Raw genomic sequence first — 18281 nt, 5'->3', positions numbered from 1 at the left:
TCATCCGCCGACCCGACCCGACCGGTCGGCTAGAACAACAAGACGAGGCGTGCCCATGAGCCGAACCCTCCACCACCGTGCGTGCCACCTGTGCGAAGCCATCTGCGGCCTGAACATCGAAACCGAGACCCAGGCCGACGGTTCGCAGCGCATCCTCTCGATCAAGGGCGACCCTGAAGACAGTTTCAGCCGCGGGCATATCTGTCCCAAGGCCGTTGCCCTGCAGGATATCCAGGACGACCCTGACCGACTGCGCCAACCGATGCGCCGGGTGGGCAACGAATGGGAACCAATGGCCTGGGACGAAGCCTTCGCCTACGCTGCCGAGCGCCTGGCCGATATCCAGCAACGGCACGGGCGGAACGCGGTCGCGGTGTATCAGGGCAACCCCAGCGTGCACAACTACGGGCTGATGACCCACAGCAACTACTTCCTCGGCCTGCTGAAGACCCGCAACCGCTACTCGGCCACCTCGGTCGACCAGCTTCCGCACCATCTCACCAGTCACCTGATGTACGGCCACGGCCTGCTGATACCGATTCCGGACATCGACCACACCGACTTCATGCTGATCCTCGGCGGCAACCCGCTGGCGTCCAACGGCAGCATCATGACCGTGCCGGACGTGGAAAAACGCCTGAAGGCCATCAAAAGCCGGGGCGGCAAGCTGGTGGTGGTCGACCCCCGGCGCAGCGAGACCGCGGCGATAGCCGACCAGCACCTGTTCGTCCGCCCTGGCCAGGACGCGGCGCTGCTGTTCGGCCTGCTCAACACCCTGTTCGAGGAAAACCTCACCCGCGACACTCATTTGCCGGTGGCGGGCCTGGATGAGGTGCGCCGCGCCGTGGCGCCCTTCAATGCCGAACTCATGGGCCCGCGTTGCGGCATCCCGGCCGAGCAGATCCGCCAGCTGGCGCGGGATTTCGCCAGTGCCGACAAGGCGGTGTGCTACGGCCGGATGGGCGTATCCACCCAGGCGTTCGGCACCCTGTGCCAGTGGCTGGTGCAGATGATCAACCTGGTCAGCGGAAACCTCGATCGCGAAGGTGGCGTGCTGTGCACCGAGCCTGCGGTCGACTTGGTGGCGAGCACCTCCGGCGGGCATTTCAATCTCTGGCAGAGCCGCGTTTCCGGCCTGCCCGAGTACGGCGGCGAGTTGCCGGTCTCCGCGCTCGCCGAGGAAATCCTCACGCCCGGCGACGGACAGGTTCGCGCATTGATCAGCGTGGCCGGCAATCCGGTGCTCTCCACGCCCAACGGCCGGCAGATGGAGCAGGCGCTGGACGGGCTGGAGTTCATGCTCAGCATCGACCTGTACATCAACGAGTCGACCCGCTACGCCGACCTGATCCTGCCGCCGACCTCGCCGCTGGAGCACGACCACTACGATTCCACCTTCAACCTGCTGGCCGTGCGCAACGTCACGCGTTTCAACGAAGCGGTGCTGGCCAAGCCGCAGGGTGCGCTGGATGACTGGGAAATCTTCGTCGGCCTGGCCCAGGCCTTCGCGAAGCAGACCGGCGTCGAATTGAAGCCGACCCTGTCGCCGCAGCAGATGATCGATCTGGGCCTGCGACACGGCCCGCACGGTGAGCGTTCGCCGCGCCAGCTGAGCCTCGCGCGTCTGCGCGACTACCCGCACGGCCTCGACCTCGGTGCGCTCAGGCCGAACCTGGCGGCGAGGCTGAAGACGCCGTCGGGCAAGGTCGAGGCCGCGCCAGCCTTGCTGCTGAGCGACCTGCCGCGTTTCGCGGCGGTCGAACAGCCGGTGACGGGCGAGCTGCTGCTCATCGGTCGTCGCCATGTACGCAGCAACAATTCCTGGATGCACAACTATCACCGGCTGGTGAAGGGCAAGCCTCGCCATCAGTTGCTGATGAATCCGCAGGATCTGACTTCGCGCGGCCTGGCCGACGGGCAGCGGGTGCGGGTCAGCTCGCGGGTGGGGCTGATCGAGGTGGAGGTCGCCGCCAGCGAGGAGATGATGCCCGGCGTGGTGAGTCTGCCGCATGGCTGGGGACACGCGCGTCCTGGCGTGCAGGCCCGCATCGCCAGCGCGCAGCCGGGCGCCAGCGCCAACGACCTCACCGATGAACGCGAACTCGATGCGTTGTCCGGCAATGCCGCGTTGAATGGCGTGCCCGTGCGGGTGGAGGCCGCCTGAGCGCAATACCGGGGTTGAGCGCCGGCGGCGGCTTTCCGTTACAATGCCGCCACCGTGCCGGCCATTGGGTCGGATAGTCAGCCGAGGTGACCCCATGGATATCATCGAAACCATCAAAGAGCAGATCGCCAACAACACCGTCCTGCTGTACATGAAAGGCTCGCCGAACGCCCCGCAGTGTGGCTTCTCGGCTCGCGCTACCCAGGTACTAATGGCCTGTGGCGAGAAATTCGCCTACGTGGACATCCTGCAGAACCCTGAAATCCGCGCGAACCTGCCGAAGTACGCGAACTGGCCGACCTTCCCGCAACTGTGGGTCGGTGGCGAGCTGGTTGGCGGCAGCGACATCCTTGCCGAGATGTTCGAGAAGGGCGAGCTGCAGCAACTGATCAAGGCTGCCACCGGCAAAGCCGACGCCTGATCCGCGCCCCCTAAGCAGAAACCCCGCCTCGGCGGGGTTTTCTGTTTCTGCGGGCATGAAAAAGGCGGGCCTAGGCCCGCCTTCGTTCAGTCGCCGCGAATTTATTCGTCCATCTGCGACTGCAGGTAGTTCTCGAGGCCGACCTTGTCGATCAGGCCCAGCTGGGTTTCCAGCCAGTCGATGTGTTCCTCTTCGGACTCGAGGATGTCCTCGAGCATGTCGCGGGTCGCGTAGTCACCGACGCTCTCGCAGTAGGCAATGGCCGATTTAAGATCCGCATGCGCCTTGTGCTCCAGGTTGAGGTCGCACTGAAGCATTTCCTTGGTGTTCTCGCCGATCAGCAGCTTGCCCAGTTCCTGAAGGTTGGGCAGGCCTTCGAGGAAGAGGATGCGCTTGATCAGCTTGTCCGCATGCTTCATCTCGTCGATGGATTCGTGGTACTCGTGCTTGCCGAGTTTTTCCAGGCCCCAGTCCTCGTACATGCGTGCATGCAGGAAGTACTGGTTGATGGCGATGAGCTCGTTGCCGAGGATTTTGTTCAGGTGCTGGATGACTTGCTTGTCGCCTTTCATGGCCGGGTCCTGTCGCAAGGTGAGGGCAGGCTCGAAGTTTGTCGCGGTCAAAAGTTTAAGTCAAACCTAAGTTATTGAATTGCAAGAAGATTAAAATCCGAATGAGAATGTTTGAGTTCCGCATCGCGACGCTAAACCGTTGAATTCAGGCATAAAAAAACCGGACATAGCGTCCGGTTTTTTGAAAATCCGATCTTCAGGCGGCGACAAAATTTCCCGAGAAATTCGCCGCGGCCTGGCTTTGAGCCTCGCCGATGGTGTCGCGTACCACCTGTTTGGCAAGGCAGGCGCACTTGCCGCATTGCTTGCCTACGCCCAAGGTCTCGCGCACGTCACGGTAGCTGCAGCAGCCTTCGTAGATCGCATCGCGGATTTGTCCGTCGGTGACACCTTGGCAGAGGCAGACATACATAGATAAGGGCTCATCAGGTTGAGTCGATGGAGCGATACTAATCTAAATGAGAATGATAGTCAAAAGATCGGGGCTCGCATTCACGTTCGCAGATAATCGATACGAATCAATCAGTTAAGTGGCCCGTGAGGGTCAAGAACAGGGCCTTGCGCCAAGAAGATGCTGGGCTGGCGATGAGCGGTTGCCTGGTCGCAGAGCTAGCGCACTGGGCAGGAGGCGGTTGCGGGTGACGGTGAGGTGCCTGAGTGTAGATCGCACGATTCGCAGGCGAAAAAAAGCCCGGTCGTGCCGGGCTTTTCCAGGGCTGATAACGATCAGTCGTCAAAGTCTTCCCAGCCGCCCATCTGTTTCCAACGGTTGACGATGCCGCAGAACAGCTCGGCGGTCTTCTCGGTGTCGTAGCGGGCGGAGTGCGCTTCGCGACCGTCGAAATCGATCCCGGCGGACTGGCAGGAGCGCGCCAGCACCGTCTGGCCGTAGGCGAGGCCGGAGAGGGTCGCCGTATCGAAACTGGAGAACGGGTGGAACGGGTTGCGCTTGATGCCGGTGCGCGCCACCGCGGCGTTGAGGAAGCCGAGGTCGAAGGCGCTGTTGTGCCCGACCAGGATCGCCCGTTTGCAGCCATTGGCTTTGACGGCCTTGCGCACGCCACGGAAGATGTCGGTGAGCGCGGTTTCCTCGCTGACGGCCATGCGCAGCGGATGGTCGAGCTTGATGCCGGTGAATTCCAGCGCGGCCGCTTCGATGTTCGCGCCTTCGAACGGCTCGACGCGAAAGAAATGGGTGTGCTCGGGGAACAGGAAGCCGTCCTGATCCATGCCGATGGTCACCGCGGCGATTTCCAGCAGCGCGTCGGTGGCGGCGTTGAAGCCCCCGCATTCCACGTCCACGACCACCGGCAGATAGCCGCGGAAGCGCAGCGCCATCGGATGGCGCGGGCCGCTCGGCAGGCTGCCGTCGAGTTCGTCGTCGTACTGATCTTCACTCACGCATTGGTCTCCAGCAGGCGCCAGCGCAGGGTTTCCCCGGCGCGCAGGGGTACAACGGCATGTTCGCCGAAGGGCAGGGTAGCGGGGGCTTTCCAGTCTTCGCGAACCAGGGTGATGCGATCCTGGTTGCGTGGAAGGCCGTAGAAGTCGGCGCCAAAGTGGCTGGCGAAGGCCTCCAGGCGCGACAGCGCGTTGCGCTGGTCGAACGCCTCGGCGTACAGCTCGATGGCGGCGTAGGCGGTGTAGCAGCCCGCGCAGCCGCAGGCGTTTTCCTTGGCATGCTGCGCGTGGGGCGCCGAGTCGGTGCCGAGAAAGAACTTCGGATTGCCGCTGGTGGCCGCGCCGAGCAGCGCTTCCTGGTGCGTGTTGCGCTTGAGGATCGGCAGGCAATAGAAGTGCGGGCGGATGCCACCGACCAGCATGTGGTTGCGGTTGTACAGCAGGTGGTGGGCGGTGATGGTCGCGCCTACGTTGGCCGGCGCGGACTCGACGAACTGCACGGCTTCCTGGGTGGTGATGTGTTCGAAAACCACCTTCAGCGTAGGGAAGCGTTCGACCACTCGACGCAGGTGCTCGTCGATGAAGACCTTTTCCCGATCGAACACATCGATTTCGCCTCGCGTCACCTCGCCGTGCACCAGCAGCGGCATGCCGCATTCGGCCAGGGCTTCGAGCGCCGGGAAGATCTTGTCGATGCTGGTCACGCCGGAGTCCGAATTGGTCGTCGCGCCGGCGGGGTAGAGCTTGGCGGCGTACACGAATCCCGATGCCTTGGCCGTGTGGATGTCCTCGGGCTGGGTACGGTCCGTGAGGTAGAGCACCATCAGCGGCTCAAAGCGACTGCCTTGCGGCCGCGCGGCGAGGATGCGTGCGCGATAACCGGCGGCTTCTTCGGCATTGCGTACCGGCGGCACCAGGTTGGGCATGACGATCACGCGAGCGAAGCTGCGGGCCGCATCGCCGACGGTGAACGGCAGCGCCGCGCCGTCGCGCAGGTGAATGTGCCAGTCGTCGGGGCGCAGCAGGGTAAGGCGGTCGGACATGAAGGTTTCCAAACGGTGAAAGCTGTCGGGAATGCTACCGGAAAAGCGCTGTGGCGGCACGCCGCAGTTCCGTGCGCCGCCGCCCTGGGGCGCCGATTCGCAGGGTGAGCGAGGCCATGCTGGCCATTCGCCGAAGCGCGTCGCGACCTTCAAGTTTTCCGCCAAGGCACCGATACCCATCGGGAATGTGGTTTTTCATCGTGGAGCCTCCCGTGCGCCAGCGTTATTTCGCCCTGCTCTGTGCGTTCGCCTGTGCGCCCGCCGCCGCCGTTTCTTTCCAGACCCGTCTGGAAAAGGCCGAGTGGCAGGTGCAGGGCGATCAGTTCGAATGCCGCCTGTCGCAACCCGTCACCGACTTCGGCAGCGGCGAGTTCGTGCGCAAGGCCGGCGAGCAGGCGGTGTTCCGTCTGAATGCCCGCGAGCACTGGCTGGACAGAGGGTCTGCGACGCTGCTGGCTGCGGCGGCGCCCTGGCAGCCGGGACGCGGCGACATCAACCTCGGTGCGGTGACGGTGGGCAATGGCGACGTGCCGTTCAGCAGCACTCAGCAGCAGGCCGGCCGCCTGCTCACCGGGCTGCTGGAAGGGCGCAGCCCGCTGGTTCGCCATCGCACGCTGCAGGGCGGCGACAGCCTGGAAGTCCGCCTGTTGCCGACCAACTTCAGCAAGGCCTACAACGACTACCTCGGCTGCACCGCCAAGCTTCTGCCGGTCAACTACGACCAGGTGAAGCAGGCGACGCTGGGCTTTCCCGGCGGCGGTGCCGAACTGGATGACACCACCCGCGCCAAGCTCGACATCATTCTGCAACTGGTCAAGGCCGACCCCAGCATCAACCGCTTCAGCCTCGACGGTTATTCCGACAACAGCGGCAACCGCCTGAGCAACCGCGACCTCTCGCGGCGCCGCGCCCTGGCGGTGGAGCAGTACCTCAAGGCCAACGGCATCGGCGAAGAGCAGATCACCGTGCGCTTCTACGGCGAACAGTATCCGCTGGTGCCCAATACCAGCGCTGCCAACCGCGAGAAGAACCGCCGCGTTACCTTGCACCTGTCGCGCGAAACGGCGCCGGGCAAGCCCACCGAGCCGGCGGCGCCTGCGCCTACGCCACCCGCCACCGCCGGTACGTCCTGAGTCCTGCGGCGGGGCGCTCCTCTGTCGCCGAGCTGTCTTTGCCTGTCGCGCCCCTGTAAATCGGACCGCGCGGTCGGTAGAATCCACGGTTTTCGTACAACCCCGTGGAGCGATGGCATGGCGGACGTGAAGAAGGTAGTCCTGGCTTATTCCGGTGGCCTGGACACCTCGGTGATTCTGAAGTGGCTGCAAGACACCTATAACTGTGAAGTGGTGACCTTCACCGCCGACCTCGGTCAGGGCGAAGAGGTCGAGCCGGCCCGTGCCAAGGCCCAGGCCATGGGCGTCAAGGAAATCTACATCGACGACCTGCGCGAAGAGTTCGTCCGCGATTTCGTCTATCCGATGTTCCGCGCCAACACCGTCTACGAAGGCGAGTACCTGCTCGGTACCTCCATCGCTCGCCCGCTGATCGCCAAGCGCCTGATCGAGATCGCCAACGAAACCGGCGCCGATGCCATTTCCCACGGCGCCACCGGCAAGGGCAACGACCAGGTGCGTTTCGAACTCGGCGCCTACGCGCTCAAGCCAGGCGTGAAGGTCATCGCCCCGTGGCGCGAGTGGGATCTGCTGTCCCGCGAGAAGCTGATGGACTACGCCGAGAAGCACGCGATCCCGATCGAGCGCCACGGCAAGAAGAAGTCGCCGTACTCCATGGATGCCAACCTGCTGCACATCTCCTATGAAGGCGGCGTGCTGGAAGACACCTGGACCGAGCACGAAGAAGACATGTGGCGTTGGACCAAGTCGCCGGAAGCGGCGCCGGATACTCCGACCTACATCGAGCTGACCTATCGCGCCGGTGACATCGTGGCCATCGACGGCAAGGAAATGAGCCCGGCCAGCGTACTGGCCGAGCTGAACCGCATCGGCGGCGAGAACGGCATCGGTCGCCTCGACATCGTCGAGAACCGCTACGTGGGCATGAAGTCCCGCGGCTGCTACGAAACCCCCGGCGGCACCATCATGCTCAAGGCCCACCGCGCCATCGAGTCGATCACCCTGGACCGCGAAGTCGCTCACCTCAAGGATGAGCTGATGCCCAAGTACGCCAGCCTGATCTACACCGGCTACTGGTGGAGCCCCGAGCGTCTGATGCTGCAGAAGATGATCGATGCGTCCCAGGCCAGCGTGAACGGCGTGGTTCGCCTGAAGCTGTACAAGGGCAACGTCATCGTCACCGGGCGCAAGTCCGACGACTCGCTGTTCGACGCCAATATCGCCACCTTCGAGGAAGACGGCGGCGCCTACAACCAGGCGGACGCGGCGGGCTTCATCAAGCTCAACGCGCTGCGCATGCGCATCGCCGCCGGCAAGGGCCGCACGCTGTTCTAAGCGTCTGGCGGTCCGGCGGTCCGGCGGTCCGGCGGTCCGGCGGGCCTGCCAGGTCCCCCAGGTGTACGGCAACGCATAAGAAAACCCCGGCCTCGCGCCGGGGTTTTTGCGTTTCAGGGCATCGCAATCGCGGATCAGGTCGACTTTTCGATCAGCTCGATCTTGTAGCCGTCCGGGTCGGCGACGAAGGCGATCACCGTGGTGCCGTGCTTCATCGGGCCCGCCTCGCGGGTGACGCTGCCGCCGTTGTGGCGGATGTCGTCGCAGGCCTTCGCGGCGTCCTCGACTTCGATGGCGATGTGGCCGTAGCCGGTGCCGATCTCGTAGCTGTCCACGCCCCAGTTATGGGTCAGTTCGATGGCGCTGTGTTCGGCCTCGTTGCCGTAGCCGACGAAGGCGAGGGTGAACTTGCCTTCCGGATAGTCGTTGCGGCGCAGCAGCGTCATTCCCAGAACCCGGGTGTAGAAGTCGATGGAGCGATCCATGTCGCCCACTCGAAGCATGGTGTGTAGAAGTCGCATGGTGTGTGTCCTCATCAGGCTGGCCAACGATTATACGGCCCTTCCGCGGTGCCTGCCCGGAGCGTGAGCACACCGGGCCGTCACTGTGGTTTGGTCCGTTCCAGGGCGTCCAGCGCCTGGGACAGCGCGCGCTGGTCGAAGGGTTTGGAGAGGCGCGGTAGTCCGCTGCAGGCGTCCTCGACGACGCCCGTGACGATCAGCGCCGGCAGCGATCCGCGCAGTGCCCGGGCACGATCGATCAGTTCGGTTCCGCTCATGCCCGGCATCGCGTGGTCGGTGACGAGGATGTCGATGCCGCCAGCGCCGAGCCTCTCCAGCGCCTCTTCGCCGGAATCGGCGGTGTAGACGCCATAGCCGAGGTCGTCGAGCATGGCGGCCGTGCTGGTGAGCACCAACGGGTCGTCGTCCACCACCAGCACCGTCTTCGGCTGGATGGCCAGCCGTGATGCCGCCTCGCTTTGCCGAGGGACCTCGGCAGGCGCCTGCGCCGCGAGCGGTAGCCACAGCTCGGCGGTTGTTCCGCCGGGAACACGGCTACTCAGAAGCAGCCTTCCGCCCATCTGCTCGGCGAGGCCATGCACCATCGACAGGCCCAGCCCGGTGCCTTTCCCGGCGCCCTTGGTGGTGAAGAAGGGCTCGGTGGCGCGGGCCAGGGTTTCGGCGTCCATGCCTTCGCCGGTGTCGGTCAGCGACAGGCAGACGTAAGCGCCGGGCTGCAGCCGGGATTGATCGCCGGCGTGGTGGCGCTGGCATGCCTCGATGGTGAGCACGCCACCGCCGGGCATGGCGTCGCGGGCATTCACCGCCAGGTTGAGGATCGCCAGTTCCAGCTGGTTCACGTCCGCCTTCACCGAGGGAAGGTCGAGCGCAAAGCGGGTTTCGATGTGGATCGCCGACCCCAGCGAGCTGTGCAGCAGGTCGGACATGCCATGCATCATGCCAGCGAGGTCGATCAGCTCCAGGCTCAGCTCCTGGCGCCGCGCGAACGCCAGCATGCGCCGGGTGAGGGAGGCGCCGCGCTGGGCTCCCTGGATGGCGTTGTTCAGCAGCGGCGTGATGCGCGCGTCGTCGGGCAAGCGCTTGCGGGCGATTTCCAGGCTGCCGAGGATCACCATCAGCAGGTTGTTGAAATCGTGCGCCACGCCGCCGGTGAGCTGGCCGAGGGCCTCCATCTTCTGCGACTCGAACAGCGCCTGCTCGGTCAGCTTCAGGGCGCGCTGCGCCTCCATCGATTCGGTGATGTCGCGGGTGATCTTGGCGAAGCCGATGAGCGTTCCGGCGTCATCGTGGATCGGGTCGATGACCACGCTCGCCCAGAACCGCGTGCCGTCCTTGCGTACCCGCCAGCCCTGGCTCTCGAAACGGCCCTCGTTCATCGCGGTGCGCAAGCCCCTGTCGGGAAGACCGTTGGCGCGGTCCTGTTCCTCGTAGAACAGTGAGAAATGCTGGCCGATGACTTCCTCGGGGCGATAACCCTTGATGCGCTGTGCACCGGCGTTCCAGTTGGTGATGCGTCCCGTGGTGTCGAGCATGTAGATCGCATAGTCGGTCACGCCCTGTACGAGCAGGCGGAACTGCTGTTCGGAGCGCCGCAGCGACTCCTCCGCGGCGCGGCGTTCGGTGAGGTCGCGGGTGACCTTGGCGAAGCCAAGCAACTGGCCATCGCCCGAGCGGATCGGGTCGATCACCACATGACACCAGAACCGCGTGCCGTCCTTGCGCACGCGCAGGCCTTCGCTTTCGAAGCGGCCTTCGCTCTCGGCGATTTTCAGCGCCCGGCGCGGCAGTCCGGTGGCGCGGTCTTCCTCGGTGTAGAAACGGGAAAAATGCTCGCCGAGGATCTCCGCTTCCTCATAGCCCTTGAAGCGCCGTGCTCCGGCATTCCAACTGCTCACGTGACCGTTCACATCGAGCATGTAGATCGCGTAGTCGGTGATCGACTCGATGAGCAATCGGTAGCGATCGGGTTCTGGAGGAATCTCGACACTGGCGGGAGGAAGCATGGTCATCACTATTCGACTGGACGGGTGGCGCGCCCGCTGCACAGGGCAGGCTCTGGCCGAGCCGCGGAAAATCGGCCGGGCATGATGCCCGTTTTCGCCATTCTATGTTGACCCGTTTGGTAGGAGATTGCCGTCGCGCTGAAGAGACGCTTCGTTCCGACGAGCCGCTGCGGCCCGGCCGCCATCGCCGGGGAAATCGGCGCGGCATCCCTGTCATCTCAAGTGACTGTTATCATTGGCGAAAGAACGGGCCCGCAGACCTCTCGGACGTTCGCTCTCGTTCATTCTCAGGTCGATCCTCTTCGTGAATCTCTCCGGCAAAGGCGTCGCGTTTTCCCTGTCCGCCTCCGTGCTGTTCGCCCTGATGCCCGGCTATGTCCAGCATTTGTCGCCGCTGGATGGCATTCAGGTGTTCGCCCAGCGGGTGCTCTGGTCGTTGCCCGCGGTGTTCGCCCTGGTGCTACTGACGGGGCAGTGGGCGACGTTCCGCCAGGTCCTGACCCGCCTGCGCAACGAGCCGCTGCTGGTGCTCGCCTGCCCGCTGGCGGCGGTGTTGCTGGGCGTGCAGTGGGGGCTGTTCGTCTGGGCGCCGCTGGCCGGGCAGATGATGGAGGTGTCGCTCGGCTACTTCCTCCTGCCGCTGGCGATGGTGCTGGTGGGCAGGCTGTTCTACGGCGAGCGCCTGAGCCCGTTGCAGCGCCTTGGCGTCTGTTGCGCGGGCCTCGGGGTATTGCATGAGCTGTGGGTAACCGGGGCGTTTTCCTGGGTGACCCTGGTGACGGCGCTGGGCTACCCGCCGTACTTCATGCTGCGTCGCTGGATGCGGCTGGATGCCTTGTCCGGCTTTCTGCTGGAAATGCTGGTGCTGGCTCCGCTGGCGATCTGGCTGATCGTCGCCCACGGCCCGCAGGACCTCTTCACCCAGGCGCCGGCGCTGATCTGGCTGCTGCCGGGGTTCGCACTGCTCGGCACCCTGGCCTTCGCCGCGATGATGGCGGCCAGCCGGCTGCTGCCGCTCGGGCTGTTCGGCATCCTGAGCTACAGCGAGCCGGTGCTGCTGTTCGCGGTATCGCTGGCGCTGCTCGGCGAACCCTTCGACCAGGCGAAGCTGTGGACCTACCTGCCGATCTGGCTGGCCGTGCTGCTGAGCGCCGCCGACAGCGCGCGGGTATTGCGCAGGCAGGCCCGGCTCAACCGCGCTTAGGCGGGCCGCTCGCCGAAGAAAAGCGGCCTTTTGCCGCGACAACCGTTAGGCTATGCGCCTGATTTTCCGTTTTTTTCGAGGTTACGCCCCGTGTTCTCCCAATTCGCCCTGCATGAACGCCTGCTCAAAGCCGTCGCCGAGCTGAAATTCGTCGAGCCGACGCCGGTCCAGGTGGCGGCCATTCCGCCGGCCCTGGAAGGGCGCGACCTGCGGGTGACGGCGCAGACCGGCAGCGGCAAGACCGCGGCGTTCGTGCTGCCGATGCTCAACCGTCTGATCGGCGATGCGCAGCCGCGCGTGCGCATCCGTGCGCTGATCCTGCTGCCGACCCGCGAGCTGGCGCAGCAGACGCTGAAGGAAGTGGAGCGTTTCTCGCAGTTCACCTTCATCAAGTCCGGGCTGGTCACCGGCGGTGAGGACTTCAAGTACCAGGCGGCGATGCTGCGCAAGGTGCCGGACGTGCTGATCGGTACGCCGGGGCGGCTGATCGAGCAACTCAACGCCGGCAACCTCGATCTGAAGGAAGTCGAACTGCTGGTCCTCGACGAAGCCGACCGCATGCTCGACATGGGTTTCTCCGACGACGTCCAGCGCCTGGCCAATGAATGCGCGAACCGCGCGCAAACCCTGCTGTTCTCCGCCACCAGCGGCGGCAACGGCCTGCGCGAGATGGTCGCCGCGGTGTTGCGCGATCCGCAGCACCTGCGCCTGAACAGCATCAGCGAGCTCAATGAAGGCACTCGCCAGCAGATCATCACGGCCGACGATCCGGCTCACAAGGAACGCCTGGTGCACTGGTTGCTGGCCAACGAGACGTACCAGAAGGCGATCATCTTCACCAACACCCGCGCCCAGGCCGACCGCCTGTACGGGCGCCTGGTGGCCAGCGACCACAAGGTCTTCGTGCTGCACGGCGAGAAGGACCAGAAGGACCGCAAGCTGGCCATCGACCGCCTGAAGCAGGGCGGCGTGAAGATCCTCGTCGCCACCGATGTCGCCGCCCGCGGGCTCGACGTGGAGGGCCTGGACCTGGTGATCAACTTCGACATGCCGCGTTCGGGCGACGAATACGTGCACCGTATCGGCCGCACCGGTCGCGCCGGCAACGACGGCCTGGCGATTTCGCTGATCTGCCACAACGACTGGAACCTGATGTCCAGCGTCGAGCGCTACCTCAAGCAGCGCTTCGAACGCCGTGTGATCAAGGAACTGAAGGGCGTCTACCAGGGACCGAAGAAGGTCAAGGCGTCCGGCAAGGCAGTCGGCGCGAAGAAGAAAAAGACCGACGACAAGAAGGGCGCGGCCAAGGCTCCGGCGAAACGCAAGCCGGTGGCCAAGCGCCCGGCGGCGTCGACGCTGGTCAGCCAGGACGGCCTGGCGCCGCTGAAGAAGCGCAAGCCGGCGGAAGAATAAGCGGGGCTGGAGTTGCGCGATCGCAGCGCCGCAACGGCGCTGCGTGATCGGGAGGGGCCTCGTGCACGCAAGGCGGTGTCGCGGCGTTATTCGGTCTTGCGGTCCACTTCGTCGAACTCTTTCAGGCGACGGTCATAGGTCGCGCACTCGTCGGGCATGCCGTCGGTGGTGTTCTTGAGTTTCATCGCTTTCAGCTCGTCGTTGATCTCCTTGGCCTTCTGCGGATTGCTCTCGGTAATCGCGCTGACCTTCTGTGCCAGTTGTTCGGCCTTCGCAGTCGCCTGCTCGGGTGTACACTCGGCGAAGATCGGCGTCGCGGCGAACAGGGCCGCGCTGGCGGTCAGGCAAATCAGGCTTTTCATGGGCAACTCCTTTTTCGGTCTGGTCCCAAAAAATGGATCGCCGCCGCTCGGGTAAAGTTCAGCGCACCCGATCCCGGCTCTGCACCGCCAGGTCCAGCGCCTTCTGCATGTCCAGCCGGGCGGAGCGGCCGACGTCCTTGTTGCGCAGCTCGTAGTTGCGCTCCGAGGGCAGGATCGGCGCGGTCAGGTCGTCCGCGTCCATGGGCTCGAAATCGTAGTTTCCGCCGATGGTCATGGCGCTGCGCCGCAGCAGCATGCGCAGTTGCGCGGGCGCCAGGCTCGGGTTCAGCGAGAGCATCGCGGCGACCACGCCGCTGACCATCGGCGTGGCGTAGGAGGTGCCGCAATGCACCTCGCCGACTTCGTCCGCGCGCAGGGTCGAGGCGTGGGTGCAGGCCGCGGCGGTGATGTCCACGCGCATGTCGACGTTCGACGAGGCGCGCTTGACCACGTAGGCCGGATCGTCGACCGCCACGTCGTCGCGTTCGCTGCGCTGGTGGCCGCCGATCACCAGCAACTGGTCGGTGACGAACGAGGAGGGCAGCCGGTATTCGTCGGTGCTGGAGAACGACGAGCCGTTGCCGGCCGAGTTCACCACTACCACGTCGGGATGCTCCTTGCGCAGCCAGAGGAAGAACTCCTCGAGCAGTTCCTCGTAGCCGCCCATGGCGAGACCGGAGCGGATCAGCGAGTCCACCTCGTCGCCGTCGACGTTCTTCGCGCCGACCCGGTGGATGCCCCAGCTCCAGTTGATCACCCGCGCGCCGTCCTCGACCAGGTTCACCGAGGCGGCGACGTTGGCGGTGATGCCGGCGTCCGAGTTGCGCTCGACGATCACCTCGAAGCCTCGGCTGGCGCCGTCAAGGCCGCTGAGAAAGCCGGTGTTGCCGCCCTGGTTCCAGCTCGCCGCGAGAATCCCGGCGACGGTGCTGCCGTGGCCGTCGGGCTTGTCGGCGTCGCGGGCGTACAGGCAGGTGCGCCGCTGCGGGTCGCAGGGGGCGAGGTATGAGGAAAAGTCGGCGGCGTCGAAATCCACGTCGCGTTCGATGATGCCGATGCGGATCGGTGTCGCCTGGATAGGCGCCTGTTTCGCCGGAACGCGGCGCTGGTAGTAATTCACCGCGTCGAGGAAGCGGTTGGCGGCCCATTCGTCCTTGTCCGGCTTCTGCTCGGTGGCGGCGCCAGCCTCGCTGGACTCTGCGGCGGATTCCTCCACCACCACCGCGTCGACGCTGACCTCGCTGCCCAGGCGCAGGACGAGGGCGTCGCGCTGCACCAGGTCGGCGGCCGGCAGGCGCAACTGGTAGGTATTCAGGGGCGCGATGGCGCCCACCACCTTGGCGCCGTACTTCTGCGCCAGGCGCTCGGCTTCCTTACGCCCGTCGAAGCGCTCCTCGATGATCAGGCTGACGAGATCGACGTAGGTGGTCAGGCCGTCCATGTTCTTCGCCACTTCGTTCGGTTTTGCCGCCAGTACGTGGCTGCCGGCCATGCTCAGCCATACCGGATTGCTGCGTCGCTCGCCCTGTTCGATCCACAGCGGCGCGCTGGGGCGGGCGTCCAGGTCCAGGCGCAGGCGGTCGCCGTCGCGGCGCAGTGCGGAGGCGGGCAGTGCCTTGCCGCCGAGCAACACCTTCACCTCGCCAGCCGCCAGGCCGCGGGTGCCGGCGCAGAAAACCTGACGCTCGCTCAGCAGGTCCTCGCAACGTTGCAGCCGCTCGATGCGCAGCGGTTCGTCGGCCTGGGCGAGGGCGGACAGCATGAGCAGCGGAAGCAGGGGGCGCAGCATCGAAAACTCCATGATCGAAGGCGCGCCGGGAACGGAAGGCAGGGCTGCAGGCGGCGCGAACCCTAGCCTCTGACCGGTGCGCTGCGACCATTGTTCCGGGGTGCGCCGCGAACCATCGGCCGTGGGTGCGAGTCGGAATTAGGTAATGAACCCGATGGCACATCCGCCAAGAGAGGTGGCTATGAGTTACAACTGGGACCTGATCGAACGGCTGCTGCTGGAGGTGCAGGACTCCTCCGGGAAGAACTTCGCGCCCCGCGTCTACGCCGAAGAACTGGCCGGCGAGAAGGCCAATCAGGGCGAAACGGTGGGCAATGTCGACTCGCTGAAGAAGGAAGCGGGCGACCTCGAAGGCGTACTGCTGCAGGGCGGTTTCATCGAACCGCGTCCGGAAGAGCTGGGCGGTAACGGGGTGAATTTCATCCTCACCGAGCGCGGCATGCGACTGCTGGATCTGCTCGACAGCGATGGCCCGGACCCGCAGGGCGCACGCAGCCAGCTCGACGCCAAGGGCGAAGCGGCGCTGGTGCCGGAAGTCTTCGACAGCCTCGCGGCCTGATAACCACAGCCTCGCAGGGTGCCGTCACGCACCCTGCGTCTCCACCGCCGTGCCTCAGTCGCGCTGCAGGTAATGCACGCTGAACAGCTCGCGCGGGTCGGTCCACATTGCCACCGCCTTGAATCCGGCACTGCCCGCCAGGTCGCGGAAGCTGGCCGGGGTGTACTTGTAGGAATTCTCGGTGTGCAGGCTCTCGCCACGCTCGAAGTGGAAGCGCCGGCCTTCGATGGTCACGTCCTGCGCCTGCGGGCTGATCAGGTGCATCTCGATGCGCGATTCCGCTTCGTTGAAGAACGCGTGGTGGATGAAGCGATCCGGATCGATGTCGCTGTCCAACTCCTGGCGGATGCGCTGCAGCAGGTTCAGGTTGAAGGCGGCGGTCACGCCCGCTTCGTCGTTGTAGGCCGCCTCCAGCAGGTCCTTGTCCTTCACCAGGTCGACGCCCACCAGCAGGCCGCCTTGCGCGGGGAGCAGCTCATGCAGGTTGCGCAGGACGGCGAGGGCTTGCTCGGGGCTGAAATTGCCGATGCTCGAGCCGGGAAAGAACGCCAGCGGATGCGCGCCGTCGAAGCCGTCGGGCAGGGTCATCGGCAGCGAGAAGTCGGCGCAGGAGGCGTGCACTTCCAGCCAGGGGTAATCCGCCGCCAGCCGGCGCGTGCTGGAGAGCAGGAAATCCTCGGAAATGTCGATGCCCAGGTAGCTGGCCGGGTGCATCGCCTCGAGCAGCAGGCGCACCTTGCGGCTGGCGCCGCTGCCCAGCTCGACCAGGTTGGCGTCCTGGCCGGCGATTTCGGCGATGTCGTTGGCCGCGCGGCTGAGAATCAGCTCCTCGGTGCGGGTCGGGTAGTACTCCGGTTGCTTGCAGATCTGCTCGAAGAGCTCGGAGCCGCGGCGGTCGTAGAAGAATTTCGGCGAAATCTGCTTGGTCTTCGCAGCAAAGCCGGCCAGGGCCTCGTCGCGCAGGGAGGCACCGGCCTCGCACTGTCGTTGATCGTGGAAGCGAACGGCGAGAGCCATGCTCAAATCTCCTTGGCCAGGCGGAAGCCGGCGAATTGCCAGCGCATATGGGGGTAGAAGAAGTTGCGGTAGGTGGCGCGCACATGCTCCGGTGGGGTCGCGCAGCAGCCGCCGCGCAGGACCATCTGGCCGGACATGAACTTGCCGTTGTATTCGCCGAGGCTGCCTTCCAGCGGGCGGAAGCCGGGATACGGGCGGAAGGCGCTGGCGGTCCATTCCCAGACGTCGCCGAACAACTGGCTCGGGCCGTCGCCGGAGAGGTCGGCCACCGGTTGCAGGTGGTCGCTGTCGAGGAAGTTGCCGCGCACCGGCTGCTCGGCGGCGGCGATCTCCCATTCCGCTTCGGCGGGCAGGCGCGCCCCGGCCCAGCGCGCATAGGCGTCGGCCTCGAAGAAGCTGACGTGGCAGACCGGTGCGTGAAGGTCCAGCGGGCGCAGCCCGCCGAGGGTCATCTCGTGCCAGGTGTCCTCGTGGCGCAGCCAGTACAGCGGCGCGTTCCAGCCGGCCTGCTTGACCTGCGCCCAGCCGTCGGAGAGCCACAAGTCCGAGCGCGAATAGCCTCCGTCGAGCATGAAGGCCAGGTAATCGGCGTTGCTCACCGGGCGGCTGGCGAGGCTGAAGTCCTCGAGGAACTGGCGATGGCGCGGCAGCTCGCAGTCGAAGGCGAAGGATTCGCCGCCGGGATGGCCGATCTGCCGCAGGCCGCCGGGATAGTCGTGCCAGCGCTGCACCGAGCCTGCCGTGGCGCCGGGCGCCGGGCGCAGATCACTGCGGTAGACCGGGTGCAGCGGGTTCTGCGCGAGGATGTGCTTGATGTCCATCAGCAGCAGCTCCTGGTGCTGCTGCTCGTGCTGCAGGCCCAGCTCGACGCGCCGGGCGATCTCCGCGGCGAACTCCGCCGGCGGGTTGCTCAGCAGCTCGCCCATGCACTGATCGACATGCTGGCGGAAGCGATAGACGTCGGCGACGCCCGGCCGCGAGATCAGCCCGCGGCTGGCGCGCGGGAACGGCGTGCCATGGGTTTCGTAATAGGAGTTGAACAGGTGGTCGTAGGCGGCGTCCGGCGAGCGGTAGCCCTTCAGGTAGGGCTTGAGCAGGAATGCCTCGAAGAACCAGCTGATGTGCGCCAGGTGCCATTTGGGCGGGCTGACGTCGGGCATGCTCTGGATGACATGGTCTTCGACCTGCAAGGGCGCGCAGATCGATTCGCTGAGGGTGCGGACCTGCCGGAAGCGGGCGAGCAGGTCATCGAAACGGATGGGTAGGGCGGCAATCGGTCGAGCCAGGTTGCTCATGCTGGTCCCTCCAGGGAGCGTTCGGCCGACGCTCGAATCGCGTGGGCCT

General features: G+C 65.4%; 17 protein-coding genes. 7 read left to right on the top strand and 10 right to left on the bottom strand.

What is annotated here, in order from left to right; all coding sequences use genetic code 11:
• Positions 1–55 precede the first annotated feature (55 nt).
• Entirely contained in the window at positions 56–2164 is a 2109-nt protein-coding gene (locus tag BLV15_RS14680; RefSeq protein WP_090229739.1) for a molybdopterin oxidoreductase family protein, read from the top strand.
• A gap of 94 nt (positions 2165–2258) precedes the next feature.
• Complete coding sequence (gene grxD, locus BLV15_RS14675) at positions 2259–2585, top strand: Grx4 family monothiol glutaredoxin (RefSeq protein WP_090229736.1); 327 nt, start codon at positions 2259–2261, stop codon at positions 2583–2585.
• A 101-nt stretch (positions 2586–2686) separates the two neighbouring features.
• Here grxD and bfr read toward each other — a convergent pair whose 3' ends face one another.
• The 4 genes from bfr to pyrC all read right to left on the bottom strand — a co-directional run bounded on the left by bfr (position 2687) and on the right by pyrC (position 5601).
• Positions 2687–3157 carry a bacterioferritin gene (bfr, locus tag BLV15_RS14670; protein ID WP_090229734.1) on the bottom strand — a complete coding sequence of 157 codons (471 nt, stop codon included), beginning with the start codon at positions 3155–3157 and terminating at the stop codon, positions 2687–2689.
• A 196-nt stretch (positions 3158–3353) separates the two neighbouring features.
• The gene (locus BLV15_RS14665; protein WP_090229731.1) at positions 3354–3569 is read right to left on the bottom strand and encodes a bacterioferritin-associated ferredoxin; all 216 of its coding nucleotides are present in this window, start codon (positions 3567–3569) and stop codon (positions 3354–3356) included.
• A 314-nt stretch (positions 3570–3883) separates the two neighbouring features.
• The gene (gene rnt, locus BLV15_RS14660) at positions 3884–4558 is read right to left on the bottom strand and encodes a ribonuclease T (protein ID WP_090229730.1); all 675 of its coding nucleotides are present in this window, start codon (positions 4556–4558) and stop codon (positions 3884–3886) included.
• On the bottom strand, positions 4555–5601 hold the full coding sequence (gene pyrC, locus BLV15_RS14655; protein ID WP_090229727.1) for a dihydroorotase: 1047 nt from the start codon (positions 5599–5601) through the stop codon (positions 4555–4557). The genes rnt and pyrC overlap by 4 nt, the downstream gene beginning before the upstream one ends.
• A 212-nt stretch (positions 5602–5813) precedes the next feature.
• On the opposite strand from pyrC, the gene BLV15_RS14650 reads away from it, so the two are divergent.
• Both BLV15_RS14650 and BLV15_RS14645 read left to right on the top strand, forming a co-directional pair.
• Positions 5814–6734 carry a flagellar protein MotY gene (locus BLV15_RS14650; protein WP_407072428.1) on the top strand — a complete coding sequence of 307 codons (921 nt, stop codon included), beginning with the start codon at positions 5814–5816 and terminating at the stop codon, positions 6732–6734.
• 117 nt (positions 6735–6851) lie between these two features.
• On the top strand, positions 6852–8069 hold the full coding sequence (locus tag BLV15_RS14645; protein WP_090229723.1) for an argininosuccinate synthase: 1218 nt from the start codon (positions 6852–6854) through the stop codon (positions 8067–8069).
• Positions 8070–8203: 134 nt separating this feature from the next.
• Here the strand turns inward: BLV15_RS14645 and gloA are convergent, their stop codons facing one another.
• Together gloA and BLV15_RS14635 are read right to left on the bottom strand one after the other, a co-directional pair.
• The gene (gene gloA / locus BLV15_RS14640) at positions 8204–8590 is read right to left on the bottom strand and encodes a lactoylglutathione lyase (protein WP_090229720.1); all 387 of its coding nucleotides are present in this window, start codon (positions 8588–8590) and stop codon (positions 8204–8206) included.
• 80 nt (positions 8591–8670) lie between these two features.
• Positions 8671–10593 carry a hybrid sensor histidine kinase/response regulator gene (locus BLV15_RS14635; RefSeq protein ID WP_090230384.1) on the bottom strand — a complete coding sequence of 641 codons (1923 nt, stop codon included), beginning with the start codon at positions 10591–10593 and terminating at the stop codon, positions 8671–8673.
• A 304-nt stretch (positions 10594–10897) separates the two neighbouring features.
• Here BLV15_RS14635 and rarD point away from each other — a divergent pair, with 304 nt between their 5' ends.
• The gene (gene rarD / locus BLV15_RS14630) at positions 10898–11797 is read left to right on the top strand and encodes an EamA family transporter RarD (protein WP_090229717.1); all 900 of its coding nucleotides are present in this window, start codon (positions 10898–10900) and stop codon (positions 11795–11797) included.
• Between the two features lie 90 nt (positions 11798–11887).
• Positions 11888–13210 carry a DEAD/DEAH box helicase gene (locus tag BLV15_RS14625; protein WP_090229715.1) on the top strand — a complete coding sequence of 441 codons (1323 nt, stop codon included), beginning with the start codon at positions 11888–11890 and terminating at the stop codon, positions 13208–13210.
• An 86-nt stretch (positions 13211–13296) separates the two neighbouring features.
• Here the strand turns inward: BLV15_RS14625 and BLV15_RS14620 are convergent, their stop codons facing one another.
• Both BLV15_RS14620 and BLV15_RS14615 read right to left on the bottom strand, forming a co-directional pair.
• On the bottom strand, positions 13297–13572 hold the full coding sequence (locus BLV15_RS14620) for a hypothetical protein (RefSeq protein WP_090229712.1): 276 nt from the start codon (positions 13570–13572) through the stop codon (positions 13297–13299).
• A gap of 58 nt (positions 13573–13630) precedes the next feature.
• Positions 13631–15373: a S8/S53 family peptidase gene (locus BLV15_RS14615; protein ID WP_090229710.1), complete on the bottom strand. Its 1743-nt coding sequence runs from the start codon at positions 15371–15373 to the stop codon at positions 13631–13633.
• A 169-nt stretch (positions 15374–15542) separates the two neighbouring features.
• Here BLV15_RS14615 and BLV15_RS14610 point away from each other — a divergent pair, with 169 nt between their 5' ends.
• Entirely contained in the window at positions 15543–15920 is a 378-nt protein-coding gene (locus BLV15_RS14610; protein WP_090229707.1) for a transcriptional regulator, read from the top strand.
• A gap of 54 nt (positions 15921–15974) precedes the next feature.
• Here BLV15_RS14610 and egtD read toward each other — a convergent pair whose 3' ends face one another.
• Entirely contained in the window at positions 15975–16937 is a 963-nt protein-coding gene (egtD, locus tag BLV15_RS14605; protein ID WP_090229704.1) for an L-histidine N(alpha)-methyltransferase, read from the bottom strand.
• A 2-nt stretch (positions 16938–16939) separates the two neighbouring features.
• Positions 16940–18232 carry an ergothioneine biosynthesis protein EgtB gene (gene egtB, locus BLV15_RS14600; protein ID WP_090229701.1) on the bottom strand — a complete coding sequence of 431 codons (1293 nt, stop codon included), beginning with the start codon at positions 18230–18232 and terminating at the stop codon, positions 16940–16942.
• Positions 18233–18281 lie beyond the last annotated feature (49 nt).

Origin of the sequence: Pseudomonas kuykendallii, assembly GCF_900106975.1 — a bacterium.
GTDB lineage: Bacteria > Pseudomonadota > Gammaproteobacteria > Pseudomonadales > Pseudomonadaceae > Pseudomonas_O > Pseudomonas_O kuykendallii.
This window is presented reverse-complemented; position numbering and strand designations above follow the sequence as displayed.

What these genes read in the sequence shown, in the direction of transcription:
- BLV15_RS14680 (WP_090229739.1), top strand. Translation starts at nt 56, where the DNA reads ATGAGCCGAACCCTCCACCACCGTGCGTGCCACCTGTGCGAAGCCATC.
- grxD (WP_090229736.1), top strand. Translation starts at nt 2,259, where the DNA reads ATGGATATCATCGAAACCATCAAAGAGCAGATCGCCAACAACACCGTC.
- bfr (WP_090229734.1), bottom strand. Translation starts at nt 3,157, where the DNA reads ATGAAAGGCGACAAGCAAGTCATCCAGCACCTGAACAAAATCCTCGGC.
- BLV15_RS14665 (WP_090229731.1), bottom strand. Translation starts at nt 3,569, where the DNA reads ATGTATGTCTGCCTCTGCCAAGGTGTCACCGACGGACAAATCCGCGAT.
- pyrC (WP_090229727.1), bottom strand. Translation starts at nt 5,601, where the DNA reads ATGTCCGACCGCCTTACCCTGCTGCGCCCCGACGACTGGCACATTCAC.
- BLV15_RS14645 (WP_090229723.1), top strand. Translation starts at nt 6,852, where the DNA reads ATGGCGGACGTGAAGAAGGTAGTCCTGGCTTATTCCGGTGGCCTGGAC.
- gloA (WP_090229720.1), bottom strand. Translation starts at nt 8,590, where the DNA reads ATGCGACTTCTACACACCATGCTTCGAGTGGGCGACATGGATCGCTCC.
- BLV15_RS14635 (WP_090230384.1), bottom strand. Translation starts at nt 10,593, where the DNA reads ATGCTTCCTCCCGCCAGTGTCGAGATTCCTCCAGAACCCGATCGCTAC.
- BLV15_RS14620 (WP_090229712.1), bottom strand. Translation starts at nt 13,572, where the DNA reads ATGAAAAGCCTGATTTGCCTGACCGCCAGCGCGGCCCTGTTCGCCGCG.
- BLV15_RS14615 (WP_090229710.1), bottom strand. Translation starts at nt 15,373, where the DNA reads ATGGAGTTTTCGATGCTGCGCCCCCTGCTTCCGCTGCTCATGCTGTCC.
- BLV15_RS14610 (WP_090229707.1), top strand. Translation starts at nt 15,543, where the DNA reads ATGAGTTACAACTGGGACCTGATCGAACGGCTGCTGCTGGAGGTGCAG.
- egtD (WP_090229704.1), bottom strand. Translation starts at nt 16,937, where the DNA reads ATGGCTCTCGCCGTTCGCTTCCACGATCAACGACAGTGCGAGGCCGGT.
- egtB (WP_090229701.1), bottom strand. Translation starts at nt 18,232, where the DNA reads ATGAGCAACCTGGCTCGACCGATTGCCGCCCTACCCATCCGTTTCGAT.